Genomic DNA, 16016 nt, shown 5'->3' on the forward strand with positions numbered 1-16016 from the left:
TTTCCGGGTCTAACCCGGAAAAGCTCGAGGTAGGCCGCGACGGGCCGTGTGGGGCGCCCTCATGCGGGGCGCCCGAAGCCGATGTTACGAGTGATAGGCGGCTTCGCCGTGGGTCGAGAGGTCGAGACCTTCGCGCTCGGCTTCGACGGAGACCCGCAGGCCGATGACGACGTCGACGATCTTGTAGAGGATCGCCGAACCGATGCCCGACCACAGAAGCGTGGTGAGAACACCCTTCGCCTGGTTCAGGACCTGGGTTGCCGTGCCGGCATAGGTGGCGGCGAAGTCAGCCGTCGAATAGTCGACGATGCCTGCACCGCCCAGCGCCGGATTGACGAGGATGCCGGTGCCGAGAGCGCCGATGATGCCGCCGACGCAATGGACGCCGAAGACGTCGAGGCTGTCGTCATAGTTGAACTTGTTCTTCACGACGTCGACGAAGAAGTAGCAGATCGGCGAGACGACGAGACCGAGAACGATCGAGCCCATCGGGCCGGCAAAACCTGCCGCCGGCGTGATGGCGACGAGACCGGCGACGGCACCCGAAGCGCCGCCGAGCATCGAGGCCTTGCCGCGGGCGAGGCTTTCGACGATGCACCAGGACACGGCGGCGGCGGCCGTCGCGACGAAGGTGTTGATCATGGCAAGCGATGCGTAGCCATTGGCTTCGAGGTTGGAGCCGGCGTTGAAGCCGAACCAGCCGACCCAGAGCAGCGAGGCACCGACCATGGTCAGCGTCATCGAATGCGGGGCCATGATTTCCTTCTTATAGCCGGTGCGCTTGCCGAGCATGATGGCGCCGACAAGGCCGGCGATACCGGCATTGATGTGAACGACCGTACCGCCGGCGAAGTCGATTGCGCCGTAAGAGAAGATCAGGCCGGCCGGTGCGCTGTAGGAGCTCGGGCCGCCCCAGAACCAGACCATGTGCGCCATCGGGAAGTAGATGAAGGTGACCCAAAGCACGACGAAGAGCATGACCGCCGAGAACTTGACGCGTTCGGCGAAGGCGCCGACGATCAGACCGGGCGTGATGCAGGCGAAGGTCATCTGGAAGACGATGAAGGTGTATTCGGGAATGGCGACGCCCTTCGAGAAGGTTTCGGCGAGCGACGAGGTGTTGACGCCGGCGAGGAAGGCCTTGGAGAAGCCGCCGATGAAGCTGTTCAGCGAACCGCCGTCGGTAAAGGCGAGCGAATAGCCGTAGGTCACCCAGATCAGCGACACGACAGCCGTGATCATGAAGACCTGCATCAGCACGGAGAGCATGTTTTTGGCGCGCACGAGACCGCCGTAGAAAAGCGCAAGGCCGGGGATGGTCATCAGAAGGACGAGCGCCGAGGAGACGAGCATCCAGGTATTGTCACCCTTGTCCATGGTGAAGGCAGGAGCAGCGGCGGCAGCGGCTGGCGCGGCAGTCTCCTGCGCAAAAGCGACGGCCGGCGCAAGAAGCGCGGCCGATGCTGCGCCGACCCGCGCAAAGGTGGAAGAAAACTTCGAGATTGACATTGGAAAAGGCTCCTTGATCTGCCGTTTACAGCGCTTCTGAATCGGTTTCGCCCGTACGGATGCGCACGGCATGGTCGATCGAATAGACGAAAATCTTGCCGTCACCGATCTGGCCGGTCTTGGCCGATGCCGCGATGGCTTCGACCGCCCTGTCGACAAGTTCCGATGCAACCGCGATTTCGATCTTGAGCTTCGGCAGGAAGCTGACCGCATATTCGGTGCCGCGATAAATTTCGGTATGTCCCTTCTGACGTCCGTAACCCTTCACTTCGGTTACGGTCAGGCCCTGAATGCCGATCGCCGTAAGCGCTTCGCGGACCTCATCGAGCTTGAACGGCTTGATAATAGCCATCACAATTTTCATCTGGTTTCCCATCCTTCGTTATCCTCGGCGCGGAGCCGACTCTCCTTGCCGCTGACGTTCCTGAACAGCGACCGGCGATATACATTCAAAGGACGTGCCAGATTCGAAGCCGAAGTTAACTTATTGAAAAATAAATGTTATAATTGGCAATACCAATAAACAGGCAATTGATCGAGCAATAAGCGCACAAATAATGCGCAAATTTGCAAATATGCCCGTTATTTATTCATTTGCCTTTTTCCGAATCAATCCTTCTTGCGCGACGGATGCGATCAACACACCTGTTCGCGTGAACAGGCTGCCGCGAGTCAATCCCCTGGCGCCCGAAGCCGAGGGGCTGTCCTGCGTATAAAGCAGCCAGTCGTCGAGCTTGCACGGCCGGTGGAACCACATGGAGTGATCGAGACTTGCGACCTGCAGGCTCTGATCGAAGATAGACGTTCCGTGCGCATAAAGCGACGTATCGAGCAACGTCATGTCAGAGAGATAGGCCAGCACCGCAGCCTGATAGAGCCGGTCATCGGGAATCGGACCGGTCGCGCGCACCCAGACATCCTGCCGGGGGTCGAGTTTCCTGTCGGAAAAATAATGGGTCAGCGAGACGGGGCGGATCTCGATCGGCCGCTCGCGCTCCCAGTATTTCCGGATCGCTTCCGGCGCATGCGCAAGAAATTGCTCCTTGATCTGCTGTTCGCCGAGCACCTCTTCGGGCATTGCCACGTCGGGCATGGCGACCTGATGGTCGAAGCCCGCTTCCTCCAACTGGAAAGAAGCCGACAGCGCGAAGATCGCTTTGCCGTGCTGGATCGCGACGACCCGCCGGGTATTGAAGCTCGATCCGTCGCGGATGCGTTCCACCTGGTAGATGATCGGCACCGAGGGATCGCCGGGGCGCATGAAGTAAGCGTGCAGCGAATGGACGAAGCGCTCGGACCCGATGGTACGCTGTGCCGCCATCAGCGCCTGGCCGATCACTTGGCCGCCGAAGACCCGCTGCCAGCCGACCTGCGGACTGCGGCCGCGGAAGATATCGACCTCGATCGGCTCGAGATCGAGCGTCGCAAGCAGCCTCTCCATCGCCGAGGGCTCGGTCGTCTCGCGCGTCATTTTGTATGCCTCCCGGCGGTAGGAAGTGAAGTTGCGATGATCTATATAGATCACATCTGAGGCACAAGGTACGGGAGCGGCGCGATGCTGGATATGCTGGTTGTGGGCGCGGGGTATGTCGGCCTTTCCGCGGCGGTCGCGGTCAAGCAGGCAGCGCCCCATCTGAACGTCACGGTCGTGGAGGCCGCCCCAGAGCATGTCTGGAAAAACGATACGCGCGCCTCAGCCATCATCGCGGCGGCCTCAAAGATGCTCGACGTCTTCGGCATCTGGAACGAGATAGAGCCGGAAGCGCAGCCGATCACCAAGATGATCGTCACCGATTCCAGGACCTCCGATCCGGTCCGTCCCGTATTCCTGACGTTCGACGGCGAAGTGGAGGAAGGCCGGCCCTTCGCACACATGATCCCGAACGTTGCCATGGTGGCAGCACTGCGCGGCCTCTGCGAGCGGCTCGGCATCGACATCCGCCACGGGCTTGGGGCGACCGAATTCAAAACCCACGACAGCCATGCCGACGTCACGCTTTCGGACGGCAGCACGCTGGAATCCCGGCTGGTGGTTGCCTGCGACGGCGTGCGCTCGAGGCTGCGCGATCTCGCCGGCATCAGGACCGTCACCTGGGACTACGGCCAGTCCGGCATTGTCGCGACCGTCGAACATGAGCGGCCGCATGACGGCTGTGCCGAGGAGCATTTTTTGCCGGCCGGCCCCTTCGCCATCCTGCCCCTCAGGAACAACCGCTCCTCGCTCGTCTGGACGGAACGCACGCATGATGCCGACAGGCTGGTTGCCGCCGACGATCTGATCTTCGAGGAGGAACTGGAACGCCGCTTCGGCCACAAACTCGGGGCGCTGAAGGTCATCGGCGACAAACGCGCCTTTCCGCTCGGCCTGACGCTTGCCCGCTCCTTCGTTGCTCCGCGTCTGGCGCTGGCCGGTGACGCCGCGCATGGCATCCATCCGATCTCAGGGCAAGGGCTCAATCTCGGCTTCAAGGACGTGGCAGCGCTCGCCGAAACGATTGTCGAGGCCGACCGCCTCGGTCTCGATATCGGCTCGATCAACATCCTCGAGCGTTACCAGACCTGGCGGCGCTTCGACACCTTCCGTATGGGAGTGACGACCGACGTGCTGAACCGGCTCTTCTCCAACGACGCAATGCCGATCCGTATCGCCCGCGACGTTGGTCTCGGCATCGTCGACCGGCTGCCGCGTCTCAAATCCTTCTTCATCAGCCAGGCGGCCGGAACAGCGGCAAAGGATAATCCGCGGCTGCTGGCCGGTCAGACGATTTAGCCGAATTCGGAGAGGCTATTCGTCGAGGCGGCGGGCCTCGGACACCAGCATGATCGGAATGCCGTCACGGATCGGATAGGCAAGCTGCGCCTTTTCCGAGACAAGCTCATTATGTTCGCGATCATAGGAAAGCCGGCCCTTGGAGAGCGGACAGACCAGGAGTTCCAGCAGTTTCGGATCGACGCGGCTCAGTTTTTCGTCCATGGCCGCAGTCTACTGCAGAACCGTATCGGAGTCACCGAAGACCCGCGCCAGCACGATTTCGGTAATGGCGATCAGCGTCTCGGCCCGTGTCTTCAGGTCCGGCGCCTCCAGGAGCGCCTGCTTTTCAGCCGGCCCGAACGGCGACATCATGGCAAGTGAATTGACGAGCGTCAGGTTGCTGGCCCGCTCGACGCTCTCCCAGTCGGCCTCCAGCTTATTGGCATCGAGATATGCCTTGAAGGCGGTCAGCAGCGCCGTACGGTCGACCGCCTCCTCCTCGTTTTCAGCCGAGAGATCGGCAATGAAGGGCGCGATGCGGAAGGTGCGGAAGGGATCGCTGGTCACCTTCTCCTCCAGGAGCCGGAAGCGGCAGACGCCGGTCAGCGACACGATATAGCGCCCGTCGCCGGTCTCGGCAAATGAGGTGATGCGACCGAGGCAGCCGACGGCGGCAAGATTGTGCTCGCCGCCCTTGTCCTCATGTTCGCCGAGTGCCGGCTGGACCATGCCGATCAGCCGGTTTCCGGCAAGTGCTGCATCCAGCATCGCCAGATAACGCGGCTCGAAGATGTTGAGGGGAAGCTGCCCGGCGGGCAGGAGGAGGGCCCCGGTCAGGGGGAAGACGGCGATCGCATCAGGCAGATCGCCCGGCTTCAGGTATCTGGCATTACCGACTTGCATGAAACCGTCCCGCATTCTGGTAGACGGGCGTGCCCGTCCTGACGAGAATGTGGTGCCCCCGCCCGAAAACGCAAGGGCGGATATTCATCTTAAGAGAACAGCATTGCCGAAAGCTTGCGCCGGGCGGCAACCGTCGCCGGATCCTTGAAACCCCAGACCTCGAAGAACTGCAGCAGTTGACGGCGGGCGCCGTCATCGTCGAAGGCGCGATCCTTGCGCATGATGAGAAGCAGATGTTCGGCGGCTTCCTCGCGCCGGCCTTCGACATTGCGGATCTTGGCGAGCTTCAGCCGCGCCTCGTGATGATCGGGATTGATGGCCAGTTCATGCTCGAGTGCCACGGGATCGCCGAGCTTGCGCGCCTCCTCGATCTGATCGAGCTTCTTCAGCACCGCCTGGATGCCGGCGTCCTTCGCCAGCTCTTCCGGCAGATCAGTCAGCGTTTCGCGCGCCCGCTGATGCTGGTTTGCGGCGATCATGCATTCGGCCATCCCGGCAAGCGCCTTGGCATTCTCGGGATCGGCCTGGATGACCGCGCCGTAAAGCTGCGCCGCCTCGTTGATGTTGCCGGCAGTGAGCAGCTCCGCCGCCTCCGTCAGCACGGCTTCGATCTCGGCCGCCTCATCAGCACCGGCAGGCCCGGCGATACGGTCGATGAACTGAGTGATCTGACTTTCCGGCACCGCGCCCATGAAGCCATCGGCCGGACGGCCGTTGACGAAGGCGATGACGGCCGGAATCGACTGGATGCCGAGCTGGCCGGCAATCGAGGGATGGTCGTCGATATTCATCTTGACCAGACGAACGCGGCCCTTGGCCTCATTGACCACCTTCTCCAGGACTGGCGTCAGCTGCTTGCACGGACCGCACCAGGGCGCCCAGAAATCGACCAGCACCGGCTGTTTGCGTGACGCCTCGATGACATCCTTGCCGAAATTCGCAGTCGTCGTGTCGGTGATGTAGCTGCCGGCCGCAGCCGCCGCTTCCGGCTGAGCGCCGAAGCTTGCCGTTGCCGACATCTGATTTCCGAAGGAACCGTTATAGGGGTTGTTGCTGCCGCTCATAGGTATCTCCCGCCGCGCCGATCCTGCCGGCATCATTGTAGCGCTAAAATCGTATGTCAGGACGTCACTTTCAAGACAAGCGGCTTATGTCCGGTCGCTTCCATAAAACGAACGAGGTCACCGCTCGCAATCGATGTCGTCGCATCGTTGGAGAGCGGATGGCAGTTGACGATCTCCTCTTCCATCAGATCGGCATCGAGCACGAAGGTGACGTTTCCTGCGGTATCGTTGATCGCGCCGAAGGCGGTGACCGCGCCCGGAATGACTCCCAGATACTCCATGAGCTTCTCCGCCCTGCCGAAGGAGACCCTGCCGGACCCGCCGATGATGGTGTGAACCTGCTTGAGGTCGACCTCGGCATTCTCCTCCACCGTCAGCAGAAAATACCGGTCCTTCTTGTCCCTGATGAACAGATTCTTGGTGTGGCCGCCGGGGATTTCATCGCGCAGCGCAACCGATTCGGCCACGGTAAAGACCGGCGCATGATCGACCGTCTTGTAAGCGATCCCTAGTCCGTCGAGGAAGGCGAACAATTCTTCTCTTGTCTTGGGGGTATTTTCGGACATCGGGCGATCCGTCGAATGAGGATAAGGAAAGTCGAGGCGTCCTGATTAAGTCCGTCCACAATGTTTGGCAATCTTCGCAACCGACGCTCTGCCCCCAGTTTTGCGGCCTTTCCCCGCCGCCTGGCCGGGCGCCAAAATTTTTCTTCGACTCTGCGTCATTTCCCTGTTGCATTTGAAAATCCGTTAGGCCATATAGCGCCCGTCGCCACGAGGCGGCGCCCACGGTCCAACGACTACCCCGGACCGATGCGGGTTGAGCGGGTGTAGCTCAGGGGTAGAGCACAACCTTGCCAAGGTTGGGGTCGAGGGTTCGAATCCCTTCGCCCGCTCCAATTTTTCCTAGCCGATTCAAGAGGTTGCCTGACGCCCAGAAGGGCGGTTTAGGATTTGACTTTTAATAGGTACCAAATAGGTACCGCCGGGCTTTGGGCCGGCCCGGCGTGCCTCCGCCATGGTCGGCGCTTCTACAGCTGCTTCGCGTGACTTACCGGCGCCGGCGGAAATGGATTGAAGACAGCAGGATTGATGAAATTGGTGACGGGTAATGGCCGCCTATTTTCGAAGATCTCTATTAATAGACCATGCAACCGTCGTATTGTGTCTTGATCGTTTGCCCATCCGCTTGGAGAATACGCGAGCTCCTCAATTTCTTTTTTGTCTTGTGAAAAGCCCGTGGCGCGCGCAATGGCGTAGACCAAATCAATGAACGCATCGTCTCGCTCTTTCCAGAACGATTCATCGGCTACACCTGGAATCAGCTTCCTCGACAGGAGACGGATATAAGCCTTGTAGGCAGCCAGCACGGTTTCTTCTTCACTGAAGTAGACTTGGATCAGATTCAGCGATGACACGTGTTCCGGATCAAGCTGGAATCGCCGAGTCTTCATAAGAGACGCAAAGATTTCTGCTTTTTGTCTCAGTTTGAGTGCCTCAACCTCTTCCCGCCGGGCAACCTTCACCGCACGGATCGGCCCGATATAAACGGCGATGCCGGTGACCACTAAGATTAGGATATTAATCCAATCCTTCGCCTGAAATGTCCAAAAATTTGAATCCATCACGGCAGCTCCCGAACTTTTTGAAGCCGAACGTTGACGTTACCCAGCGGGGTCTGAAGCTCTAGAAACGGCTCTTTGTCAAAATTCGGCGGAAAGATGAAAGGCACTTCATAGGTGAGCCCTTGTGCGGGAGCTGTGACGCCCTGCACCACGGTCACACCAGGGGGCACACGAACCGCAACTGTCCCCGACAGTTTGCCTCCTTCGACCTCGCTAAAGGCACCGTCGAAAGCGACGCCCGCCATATCAGCGCCTGAAATCTTCCCATCCGCGATCACAAACATCGCAAGGCCATTACCCGCACCGCCTGCGAAATAGCCCGCATAAAAACCATTCATCGTCGCACCTCCTTTGTTACGAGGAGAAGATCAAGTTCACCGAGTCGGAGCAACTAGACGGAGAACTTAATCACAATTATTACTTTTATTCCTGGCTCGAAGTTGCATCTCCAAATTACGGTGCCAACCAATGACTGATGCTCAAACCTTCTTGGCTCGTCACTTTGTGGCGGTAAGCGTCACCTCTCGCAGTAAGGGCGAGGAAGGCCCCGACCGTTTCTTCGCCGCCTCGGGGTTGCTGATGCGTATCGGAGACGTCTTCGGAATTCTGACTGCCGGGCACGTGGTCGAATACCTTGATGAGGCCGTGAATCATCCAGACATCGTTAGCCTTCGTTGCCAGTTGCTAGACACCTTTGGCGAAACCAAGCTAAGCGACCATGGCGTTCCTTATGATCTCAAAAGTTCGCCACGCGTCCATTTTCATGATGACAAACTAGGGCTCGACTTTGGGGTCTTGTTTCTCGAGGAGCATCAAGTCAGGTTGATCGCGAAACACAATATTGTCCCGCTCACATACGAGGCTTCGCAAAACGAACCTGCCGACCTCGACGTATTTTTTCTGCTTGGTCTCCCTGCCGAGCTAACATCCGAGCGGCTATCCCCTTCGGGAAACGCAGCGGTCGGAATGACCATGCTCAGGCTGAAGAGAGCTGAACCGGCGGAACAGACAACAGTCTTTCCTCGATTTATTGCTACAATCGATAGCCGAACCGACTTGAAGAGCCTAGAAGGCATGAGCGGCGGCCCAATTTTCGGCTTCAATACCGAGCGGCCGAACAAATATTGGATCGTCGCTATTCAATCATCGTGGAAGAAATCGGAGCGCAAGATATTTGGGTGCCCCGTGAGACACATCTATGCCATCTTCAATCACGAACAGACCGGCGAGGAGCTTACGCAGGACGATTGAAGCAACCGTTTCGAACGGGCCAAGCCGGGTCACTTCGCCAAATAGCCGTGGCTCAATAGCCATTCTCGAAGAATGCGCCTAAACGCCTCGGACTGGTTTATCTGCGGCTGCTGGGCCGCCCTGAACGCTTCGACAGCATCCAAGATTTCTTCATTAATCGCGATCAATTTCTTGATGGGGTACTCAATTGGACGGCCTCGGGTCGCTGCCATAGGCTATTTTCCTATATAGATATTGCTACAAATGCGAATTACCTATATAGGAAATTCGGGCCGGCGGGAAGGTCGATTCTCCCGCCGGCCCTAACCAAAATCGAACGAGGTTAACGACAATGGTCGGTCCATCAGATACCATGCCCAGCGAGAGCAAGGCAAATCCTGCAGATCCAATGCTCATCGCCATCAACTCATACTGCGACCGTTTTTCGGCGCACAATGCGTTGCCGCAGGACGCCGACGACGAGACCGTTGAAGCCTCCGGCGAGCTGTTGAACATCGCGAATGACGTTCTGGCGCACTGGCGGAGTCCGGCGACCAGCCACGAAGCCGCGCTTGCTGCAATAACCCTAGCGGAGCGAGAGAAGGCTATCTTCGGCGAATCCCCCGTGGCGGCCGCTATGGAAGCCGCTGCCATAAGCTACTGGAAAAATGCCGGTAATTCGCAATCGGTGCCGAAAGCGGCCAGCGACGCGCAGGCGCATACAGCCCTAAATGACCTGTCCCCAAACATGTGCTTGACCGGGCCGGAGGCTGCAGCTTATCTCCGGGTCACCGAGGTTACTCTTGCCCGCTGGCGCAGCACGAAGCGCGGACCGGAGTACACCAAGAGCGGCGGAAGGGTGCTCTACCGTGTTTCGGTCTTGCTCGACTATCTAAAGAAAAACGAGCGCAAAGGCACACGCCCTGATAAGTAATCTGCGATCATGTTTCGCGAACTAAGGCGCCCGCCATGGCTGACCAAAAGAGCAAATTGCTTGATGCACTTGAGGATCGCGCCGACGCGCTGTCGGTTCGCGAATTCACTGCCCGCCTCGCCGCCGGCGAAGAAGAGCTTATCCCCGCCGAGTTCGTCAACAGGATCCTTGACGGCGAAAGCAAAATCAAAGTCTGGCGAGACTTCCGAGGAATGACGGCTCGCGACCTCGCCGAAAAGGCGGGGGTTAGCGCCGCGTTGCTTTCGCAGATCGAAAAGGGTGAGCGAGACGGAAGCTTTGAGACTATCAAGATGATTGCCGCAGCGCTAAACGTCTCGATCGAGGAGCTTGCCTAGAATAATCTTCGCTTCTGCCCTCCAGCGCAAAGCTACGTCGTTTGCGCAAGTACAGGCGCGGTCTCATTGGTGAGAGCGAACGCATTGGCGAGCAGCGCAGTTCGCGCAGCCGGATAGTTCGCGGGATCCTGGAAGGTGCGGCCGTTCTTGATGGCCTCGGCCGAGACCTGGCCAAGGCTTTGGCCAGCCTGGATAGCGGTGGGCTCCATTCGGGCCGCGCCGAAGGCGACGTGAGTGGTGGAAAAGCAGAATCCCACGAAGCCATTGGTGCATTCCGTTGGCTTCGGAGTCGCGATTTCGAGCGGGAGCGGAAACATGCCATCGGCACCGCCAAGATCCACTTCCATGCCGCCCTCAGAGGCGACAATCCAGACGCCTGGCGACCTTTCATAGGCGATATAACGGAAGGCGTGGCTGTCCATGAAATAGGAGATCATGGATATCGTGTTGGTGGAGATCGATGGAGCGCCACCGTCGCCACGGATCAGTTCATTTCCTGTCAGCTTCGCGACGCCGTTGAGGCGGATGCTTTCACGAACGTACATCTGCGGGTTCATGCCCACGGTGTCATTTTCGTGGGGGCTCGGATAATGATCCGAGCAGAAGCCCCATAGGAGGGCGTTGGTCTTCAGTGCCGCCGGGATGCGCGGGTCGGTGCCATGCTGAATCAGCCAGAGCAGGCCCAGCACCCAATTCCAATGCGCCTTCCAAAGCGCCTCCCGCACCGGCTTAGCGGCAAGAGGGTAATCCCAATTCTTGCCAATAAAGTCGCTGGACGGCACGCCGGGACGATTGTTGACGTCGTACTTTCCGGGCGTGCCACTCGTGAAGTTGTCCGCCTTGAAGTAATCGGTAAAACTGGTCTTGGTCGGGTTCGCCGCCATGAATCGCAACACGATTTCATAATCGGCGATATCGAAGCCAGGCGGTGGCGTCGTTGGGGCGGGACGGCGCCAGCGTGGCGAGTTCGTCATGGTCAGGCGGAAATTGTATGCCTGCGTCAACGCGTCAGCGGAGCCAGCAGGCGGCAGAGTATTCATCCCAGGTGTGTAAGCGGAGCGAGACGCTTGGATTTGGTTTATGAACCCGCTCGCGACATCGCCCGGAGTGTTGAACGGATCAACTCCATTGAATTCGATAAAGGATGAATCGACACCGTTGTTCGCTTCGGCGCCGGTTCCAGCAGCCTCGCGGCCGATGAAGTAAGAGCAGCCGGCGGCGCGCGCCAAATCCATTTCGTAAGAGTTGTCGATGAACCCCTTAATATTGAAGGTGCGGCCATCCGCCGTGGTGAATGACTTCACCTCGGTTCCAACCTTCTGGACCGAAACAACGCCATCGGTCTGATAAATTGGGATGTGATAGCCGCCGTTCTTTTCGAAGGTCAGAAGCTCGCGAAGGGCCCATTGCATGTGGCGCGGTTCGAAATAGGTAAGTTCGTTCGGGTTGTTCGCGATCGTCTTTATGCGCTTCAGGAGATAGCGGTAGAGACCGCCATAGGCGTCGATGTTGAGGACATCGGTGAATCCAAGACCGCCGGTAGACATGCCGCCGAAGTTGAAGCGGTCACGCCAGCCGCCCACGAACGCGACGCTCAAGCCGTTTCGGGCGTGCTGAAGTGCAGCAGCCACCGACTGAGCTTCGAAGCCATAGGCCACGAAATCAACATCGATGACCTGCGTACCGACCCCGACTTCCTCGATATAGGCGTCGCCATAGCCAACGGCTTCGAGGTATTCGACGACGATGGCGTGAAGCTCGGTTTCTTGAGGAGGCGTCAGCCCCTTGCCGACATAACAAAACGCCTGGCGCCGAGGCGAGAAGTTCGCGGGGGCGCCATTGGTGTTCGCGGCAAGCAGATAGATCGGCAAAGCCGGCAACGCCACGGAAGCAAGTGCGACCGTGTTCTTCGTGACGCCATTGTGAGATCCGGTGACATTGGCGCCGTCAAATCGGCTCGCCCCGGTCAACCCGGCGCCATCGGTGTCACCATCGGCGGCCATCGCCGTGGTAACGGCGGACGCCAAGCGGATAGACTGGTTATCGTTGGTCGCGCGGCGGGCGCAAATGGAGATACCTTGCGATGCGGCGTTGAGAACGCCCATGTCATTGTTGCTGTTGCCGGTGATTGCGGAGGTGCAATAGACGTAGGCGCCGAGGTCATTTTGATCCAACTCGTTACCGAGCAAACCAGTGTTCAACGCTTGACCGTTGGCGTTAGCGGTCCAACCAAAGCCAGCCAGGAAAGTCGGCGTGCCGATTTTTGTTGCGGAGCGCGACGGGTCCGTCCACCAGCGTAGAGAGGCGTTCTCATCCGCACCGATGAACATCAGGCATTTCGCCTTGGCCCAAATGCTGGAGCCATCAACCGGGCGCTTTAATCGCTTGATTGCTCGGTTAATCGTCCGCTTCCGGCGCTCGCTCGGCGCATTCGCGAACGAAGCGGCAAGCGCTTCGGTTTCGGCCTCATAGGAGTAGGCGCGGATCGTCGGCAACCCTCCGCTGCGCCTTGCTAGGGAGGCCATGAGCCCAAGAGAGAATGCCGAGCCAGGCCCAATATGGAGACCCATGATTTACGCCTCCATGTCGCCGTGGAGCATCCAGAGAGCGGCGGCGCCCCCGGCGTTGGAAAGCACAACAGCGCTCACCGCCGACCACTTCTTCCGCGAGTGGGTGAAGCCATCGGCCTGGCGCATCGCCCCGCCCGCCTCGACGGAGAACGTGATTTGACCGTCGCCACCTTGGATGTAGGTTGCGGCGAAGCCGGCGGGAAAATCGTTGGGAAGTTCCAGCCCGATCCCATCGGGATCCGTGAGAACGCGGAATTTCTGATTGTCTGCGAGAGCGGGGGTGTAGGTGCCGGCGACAATCTCCGCCACATTTAGCTTGGCGGCGTCACTTTGCTGCTTCACCTTCAGCGCGGTCATCGGCTTCGTGTCATCGGCCCCGGCTTCCGCCTCCGCTTGGGAGGCAAGAGTGAGCGAGCCTGTAACAGCGGCCTTCAGCGCTGGACCGCTGGCGCCAGGTGTTTGAAGAGTGCCTACCAAGGCGGTGGCGAAATCCGTATCAGCCATGGGACCTATCGCAAGAGTTTTGAAACTCCCGGAGTTTCTCATGTCCGCTTTTGGCCACCTATCTCGTAAAGGGGAATTCAGTGGCGAGCCCAGCGAAACGCGAATCAGCGATATCGCTCATCTTCCACAACAGGCAGAGGTCAATAGTCATATTTCCAGTTGTCGGGCGGCGATTGTTAAAGCATATCTCCCATCGATATTTTGCGGTCGGTGCACCTTTGAACAATTTCCATGCGGCGAAAGCCCGTTACAATCAAAATCGATTTGACGCCTGCCATAAGGCAGTCACTAATTTACGTGGAGTAATTGGTGTCGAATTTCACATATCGGATTTAAGCCGAGGCGCGCTTGAGGCGGTAAACAGTCAATGGGGCTCATCGGAATTCGACTGGCAGCGGATACACGACGTGTACCGCGAGCCGGATTGCATAAAGGTTGCTTTCTGGGTCGGTGAGAGATTGTGCGCGCTTGCTATCGGCACTACATCGGGTCAGTCTTTGAGGTTCAGGTTCCTTGAAGGGTCACCGGACCCCAACTGTCCTCTCAAAGGTGTACGAATTCTAATTGCATTAGAAGTGATGGCGCTCTATGGTCAGATGCGGGGCAAGCGAGAGCTTGTTCTGGAACCAATTAATGAAAAACTCATTGATGTGTATGAGAATACATACGGGTTTGAAGTGGTTCGACCGGCAAAAGGAACAGCCTTTTGCAAAAAGGGAATATGAGATGAACGCGGTAAAGAAAGTTTCAGCGGCATTTTCACGAGTTCTATTCACACCGAAGGCGCTTCCGGAACCGGAGCCTACGTATGGAAAACCGCGCCCTGCAACAGGTTTCTTTGCGAACCTCACTGAAGATCAGAAGAAGCGGGCGTTGGCGTATCGCGGTGATGAAAAGCACGGCGATCCAAATTTCGCTCGCTAACGCGACATCAAGCCCCGTTTAGCGGGGCTTTTTTATTCCTAACAATGCCGACACCGGACATCGACGAAGGTGCAGTTATTGCACGCTGAATCGTCTTGAAAGTGCGGATTTTGCCAGCTCCCCCAACCCTCGACGCCTATGCGTAATGCGTGGTTCATAACCATCCGGGAATTCTCTGTCGCTAGGGAAAGCCTGCGCGGCCACGTTCCCCGCATGGGGTGGTGGCTTGGGGAAGTACCTTTGAATTCGTGAAGGCGAGTTCAAAGAGTGCTCCGCCGACCCGTTGACTGGCCGGCGGAGCGAGGACGGGTGGGGACAAGACCCGTCGAATTCAACAAAAGGTTCTAACCCTCGTCATTCTCTTTCGCGCTCAACAACATCTCAGGGCGCGTGCAGATGAAGAGCGGATAAGAGTACACTTCCGGACGAACCCACATGTTGCGGTCGCGGTCGCGGATGAGCATCGAATACAGTGGGCGGCCAAGAGTGTTTGTGAACTCGAAAGACTCACCAGGTGCCCAAGCCTGCTGAAAGACGCCGGGAGCGTTCAGCGGGAAAAACTTGCACTTCGTGGACTCGATTTGAATGATGTCGGATCCGCGATAGTTGATGAAGAGAATGCCGCCATAATCAAAAACTGCGTAAGATCCGGCGTTGAAGGTACTCTGAGTCGCCGCACCAAATGCCGCGTTGAGTGTCTGTGCCTGGGCGGTATTCAAATACACGGCCCGCACCGTTGCGTGACCCGTGAGATTGTCAAAGAAGCTATCACCCGCGAGGCCTACAACCTTTGTGGTCGGCCGCCACGCACCTCGTGAAGCGTTCATCATTTTCCTAAGAACACTACGGCACTTTTGTTCGATATTCGTGGTTGGGCTCGTCAAGCCGAAGTCAATTTCCTCAGGAAGTGCAATACCCCATTCCGAGAACCAATCCACAATTGTGGACCCGTCAGCGTCCAACACCTTGCCGAATACGGCACCAAGACGCATGTTTTCCCACGTAACCTCAACGTCATCGAGCAGCTTCGCCGTGTATCGGGCGACGTGCGTAATCATCGTTTCAACTTCGTTCTCTTTGCCGAAGGCGCGGACATCTTGTATCGAGGAGGAGTGGAGGGTGTGGCCTTTGGCGATCCGGATGGACGTGATCTTGCGAATATTGCGGCCATCCAGCTTGCCTTCCGGCAACGGTTCCCCACGCATCGTGGTCGGAATGATGGACATGGTGTTAGCCCTGCGCTCCACCGATACCTTCGTGGTAGCAATCGGAACGTCTTCGAAGAGATTCATGCTGCCGATCAGGCTCGGCTTGAATTCAAAGTCTTCCAACGCTTCAGTCATTGTAACTGCTGAAAAGGCATCGTCGTTAAAGATGTCCATATGCATGTCTGGTTACCCGTTAGGTTTGCCGCCAAAGGCCGGCGTTGATCTGATTAGTATGCGTCCATTTCCGATAGTGGGGGCATGTCGGCCGCGGCCTTCATGGCCCTTGCCCACATCGCGCCCTTATCGATCGCTGTGGGCACCGGCACCGGTGAGTGCACGGCCTTTTCGCCCTCGGCTCGATTGGCCTTCGCGGCTTTGATGATTGCGGCTCGCGCAGCGGAGCCCGTGAGTTTTTCAGTCATGGTCAATGATCCTTGT

20 protein-coding genes and 1 tRNA gene are annotated in these 16016 nt (G+C 58.2%); 7 read left to right on the forward strand and 14 right to left on the reverse strand.

The window, feature by feature from the left end; genetic code table 11:
* Positions 1-84 precede the first annotated feature (84 nt).
* The 3 genes from HJC04_RS11150 to tesB form a co-directional block, all read right to left on the reverse strand.
* Complete coding sequence (locus tag HJC04_RS11150) at positions 85-1509, reverse strand: ammonium transporter (RefSeq protein ID WP_210633028.1); 1425 nt, start codon at positions 1507-1509, stop codon at positions 85-87.
* Between the two features lie 25 nt (positions 1510-1534).
* The gene (locus HJC04_RS11155) at positions 1535-1885 is read right to left on the reverse strand and encodes a P-II family nitrogen regulator (RefSeq protein WP_003543684.1); all 351 of its coding nucleotides are present in this window, start codon (positions 1883-1885) and stop codon (positions 1535-1537) included.
* A 210-nt stretch (positions 1886-2095) separates the two neighbouring features.
* Positions 2096-2980, reverse strand: a complete 885-nt coding sequence (gene tesB / locus HJC04_RS11160) for an acyl-CoA thioesterase II (RefSeq protein WP_210633029.1) — start codon at positions 2978-2980, stop codon at positions 2096-2098.
* Positions 2981-3064: 84 nt separating this feature from the next.
* On the opposite strand from tesB, the gene HJC04_RS11165 reads away from it, so the two are divergent.
* On the forward strand, positions 3065-4279 hold the full coding sequence (locus HJC04_RS11165; RefSeq protein WP_210633030.1) for a ubiquinone biosynthesis hydroxylase: 1215 nt from the start codon (positions 3065-3067) through the stop codon (positions 4277-4279).
* Positions 4280-4294: 15 nt separating this feature from the next.
* Here the strand turns inward: HJC04_RS11165 and HJC04_RS11170 are convergent, their stop codons facing one another.
* From HJC04_RS11170 to HJC04_RS11185, 4 genes are all read right to left on the reverse strand, one after another.
* Positions 4295-4483, reverse strand: a complete 189-nt coding sequence (locus HJC04_RS11170) for a Trm112 family protein (RefSeq protein ID WP_003567459.1) — start codon at positions 4481-4483, stop codon at positions 4295-4297.
* Between the two features lie 9 nt (positions 4484-4492).
* Complete coding sequence (locus HJC04_RS11175; protein ID WP_176536246.1) at positions 4493-5179, reverse strand: LON peptidase substrate-binding domain-containing protein; 687 nt, start codon at positions 5177-5179, stop codon at positions 4493-4495.
* A gap of 74 nt (positions 5180-5253) precedes the next feature.
* Entirely contained in the window at positions 5254-6228 is a 975-nt protein-coding gene (gene trxA, locus HJC04_RS11180; RefSeq protein WP_210633031.1) for a thioredoxin, read from the reverse strand.
* 56 nt (positions 6229-6284) lie between these two features.
* Positions 6285-6794: a prolyl-tRNA synthetase associated domain-containing protein gene (locus HJC04_RS11185; RefSeq protein WP_210633032.1), complete on the reverse strand. Its 510-nt coding sequence runs from the start codon at positions 6792-6794 to the stop codon at positions 6285-6287.
* 257 nt (positions 6795-7051) lie between these two features.
* Between HJC04_RS11185 and HJC04_RS11190 the strand changes: the two genes are divergently transcribed.
* A tRNA-Gly gene (locus tag HJC04_RS11190) sits at positions 7052-7126 on the forward strand.
* Between the two features lie 132 nt (positions 7127-7258).
* On the opposite strand, the gene HJC04_RS11195 is transcribed toward HJC04_RS11190, so the two are convergent.
* Together HJC04_RS11195 and HJC04_RS11200 are read right to left on the reverse strand one after the other, a co-directional pair.
* Positions 7259-7852 (reverse strand): DUF6680 family protein, encoded by a 594-nt coding sequence (locus HJC04_RS11195; RefSeq protein WP_221113759.1) that lies wholly within the window; start codon positions 7850-7852, stop codon positions 7259-7261.
* Positions 7852-8190, reverse strand: a complete 339-nt coding sequence (locus HJC04_RS11200) for a hypothetical protein (RefSeq protein WP_221113760.1) — start codon at positions 8188-8190, stop codon at positions 7852-7854. The genes HJC04_RS11195 and HJC04_RS11200 overlap by 1 nt, the downstream gene beginning before the upstream one ends.
* A 130-nt stretch (positions 8191-8320) precedes the next feature.
* Between HJC04_RS11200 and HJC04_RS11205 the strand changes: the two genes are divergently transcribed.
* Positions 8321-9103, forward strand: coding sequence for a hypothetical protein (locus tag HJC04_RS11205; RefSeq protein WP_221146143.1), 783 nt, complete (start codon positions 8321-8323; stop codon positions 9101-9103).
* A 29-nt stretch (positions 9104-9132) separates the two neighbouring features.
* On the opposite strand, the gene HJC04_RS11210 is transcribed toward HJC04_RS11205, so the two are convergent.
* Positions 9133-9315 (reverse strand): hypothetical protein, encoded by a 183-nt coding sequence (locus HJC04_RS11210; protein WP_221113762.1) that lies wholly within the window; start codon positions 9313-9315, stop codon positions 9133-9135.
* 176 nt (positions 9316-9491) lie between these two features.
* Between HJC04_RS11210 and HJC04_RS11215 the strand changes: the two genes are divergently transcribed.
* Both HJC04_RS11215 and HJC04_RS11220 read left to right on the forward strand, forming a co-directional pair.
* Positions 9492-10016: a helix-turn-helix domain-containing protein gene (locus HJC04_RS11215; RefSeq protein ID WP_221113763.1), complete on the forward strand. Its 525-nt coding sequence runs from the start codon at positions 9492-9494 to the stop codon at positions 10014-10016.
* A gap of 35 nt (positions 10017-10051) precedes the next feature.
* Positions 10052-10372: a helix-turn-helix domain-containing protein gene (locus HJC04_RS11220; protein ID WP_221113764.1), complete on the forward strand. Its 321-nt coding sequence runs from the start codon at positions 10052-10054 to the stop codon at positions 10370-10372.
* A gap of 32 nt (positions 10373-10404) precedes the next feature.
* Here the strand turns inward: HJC04_RS11220 and HJC04_RS11225 are convergent, their stop codons facing one another.
* Together HJC04_RS11225 and HJC04_RS11230 are read right to left on the reverse strand one after the other, a co-directional pair.
* A complete protein-coding gene (locus HJC04_RS11225) occupies positions 10405-12942 on the reverse strand; it encodes an FAD-dependent oxidoreductase (RefSeq protein ID WP_221113765.1) in 2538 nt (845 codons plus the stop codon).
* A gap of 3 nt (positions 12943-12945) precedes the next feature.
* Positions 12946-13446, reverse strand: coding sequence for a hypothetical protein (locus tag HJC04_RS11230; RefSeq protein ID WP_221113766.1), 501 nt, complete (start codon positions 13444-13446; stop codon positions 12946-12948).
* A gap of 173 nt (positions 13447-13619) precedes the next feature.
* On the opposite strand from HJC04_RS11230, the gene HJC04_RS11235 reads away from it, so the two are divergent.
* Both HJC04_RS11235 and HJC04_RS11240 read left to right on the forward strand, forming a co-directional pair.
* Positions 13620-14171: a hypothetical protein gene (locus HJC04_RS11235; RefSeq protein WP_221113767.1), complete on the forward strand. Its 552-nt coding sequence runs from the start codon at positions 13620-13622 to the stop codon at positions 14169-14171.
* 1 nt (position 14172) lies between these two features.
* Positions 14173-14370: a hypothetical protein gene (locus HJC04_RS11240; protein ID WP_221113768.1), complete on the forward strand. Its 198-nt coding sequence runs from the start codon at positions 14173-14175 to the stop codon at positions 14368-14370.
* 344 nt (positions 14371-14714) lie between these two features.
* Here HJC04_RS11240 and HJC04_RS11245 read toward each other — a convergent pair whose 3' ends face one another.
* Together HJC04_RS11245 and HJC04_RS11250 are read right to left on the reverse strand one after the other, a co-directional pair.
* Positions 14715-15758, reverse strand: a complete 1044-nt coding sequence (locus tag HJC04_RS11245) for a major capsid protein (protein WP_221113769.1) — start codon at positions 15756-15758, stop codon at positions 14715-14717.
* A 47-nt stretch (positions 15759-15805) separates the two neighbouring features.
* Complete coding sequence (locus HJC04_RS11250) at positions 15806-16000, reverse strand: hypothetical protein (protein WP_221113770.1); 195 nt, start codon at positions 15998-16000, stop codon at positions 15806-15808.
* Between the last annotated feature and the right edge of the window lie 16 nt (positions 16001-16016).

Source organism: Rhizobium sp. NLR8a, from assembly GCF_019685235.1.
In the GTDB taxonomy this organism is placed as follows: domain Bacteria; phylum Pseudomonadota; class Alphaproteobacteria; order Rhizobiales; family Rhizobiaceae; genus Rhizobium.

What these genes read in the sequence shown, in the direction of transcription:
- HJC04_RS11150 (WP_210633028.1), bottom strand. Translation starts at nt 1,509, where the DNA reads ATGTCAATCTCGAAGTTTTCTTCCACCTTTGCGCGGGTCGGCGCAGCA.
- HJC04_RS11155 (WP_003543684.1), bottom strand. Translation starts at nt 1,885, where the DNA reads ATGGGAAACCAGATGAAAATTGTGATGGCTATTATCAAGCCGTTCAAG.
- tesB (WP_210633029.1), bottom strand. Translation starts at nt 2,980, where the DNA reads ATGACGCGCGAGACGACCGAGCCCTCGGCGATGGAGAGGCTGCTTGCG.
- HJC04_RS11165 (WP_210633030.1), top strand. Translation starts at nt 3,065, where the DNA reads ATGCTGGATATGCTGGTTGTGGGCGCGGGGTATGTCGGCCTTTCCGCG.
- HJC04_RS11170 (WP_003567459.1), bottom strand. Translation starts at nt 4,483, where the DNA reads ATGGACGAAAAACTGAGCCGCGTCGATCCGAAACTGCTGGAACTCCTG.
- HJC04_RS11175 (WP_176536246.1), bottom strand. Translation starts at nt 5,179, where the DNA reads ATGCGGGACGGTTTCATGCAAGTCGGTAATGCCAGATACCTGAAGCCG.
- trxA (WP_210633031.1), bottom strand. Translation starts at nt 6,228, where the DNA reads ATGAGCGGCAGCAACAACCCCTATAACGGTTCCTTCGGAAATCAGATG.
- HJC04_RS11185 (WP_210633032.1), bottom strand. Translation starts at nt 6,794, where the DNA reads ATGTCCGAAAATACCCCCAAGACAAGAGAAGAATTGTTCGCCTTCCTC.
- HJC04_RS11195 (WP_221113759.1), bottom strand. Translation starts at nt 7,852, where the DNA reads ATGGATTCAAATTTTTGGACATTTCAGGCGAAGGATTGGATTAATATC.
- HJC04_RS11200 (WP_221113760.1), bottom strand. Translation starts at nt 8,190, where the DNA reads ATGAATGGTTTTTATGCGGGCTATTTCGCAGGCGGTGCGGGTAATGGC.
- HJC04_RS11205 (WP_221146143.1), top strand. Translation starts at nt 8,321, where the DNA reads ATGACTGATGCTCAAACCTTCTTGGCTCGTCACTTTGTGGCGGTAAGC.
- HJC04_RS11210 (WP_221113762.1), bottom strand. Translation starts at nt 9,315, where the DNA reads ATGGCAGCGACCCGAGGCCGTCCAATTGAGTACCCCATCAAGAAATTG.
- HJC04_RS11215 (WP_221113763.1), top strand. Translation starts at nt 9,492, where the DNA reads ATGCTCATCGCCATCAACTCATACTGCGACCGTTTTTCGGCGCACAAT.
- HJC04_RS11220 (WP_221113764.1), top strand. Translation starts at nt 10,052, where the DNA reads ATGGCTGACCAAAAGAGCAAATTGCTTGATGCACTTGAGGATCGCGCC.
- HJC04_RS11225 (WP_221113765.1), bottom strand. Translation starts at nt 12,942, where the DNA reads ATGGGTCTCCATATTGGGCCTGGCTCGGCATTCTCTCTTGGGCTCATG.
- HJC04_RS11230 (WP_221113766.1), bottom strand. Translation starts at nt 13,446, where the DNA reads ATGGCTGATACGGATTTCGCCACCGCCTTGGTAGGCACTCTTCAAACA.
- HJC04_RS11240 (WP_221113768.1), top strand. Translation starts at nt 14,173, where the DNA reads ATGAACGCGGTAAAGAAAGTTTCAGCGGCATTTTCACGAGTTCTATTC.
- HJC04_RS11245 (WP_221113769.1), bottom strand. Translation starts at nt 15,758, where the DNA reads ATGCATATGGACATCTTTAACGACGATGCCTTTTCAGCAGTTACAATG.
- HJC04_RS11250 (WP_221113770.1), bottom strand. Translation starts at nt 16,000, where the DNA reads ATGACTGAAAAACTCACGGGCTCCGCTGCGCGAGCCGCAATCATCAAA.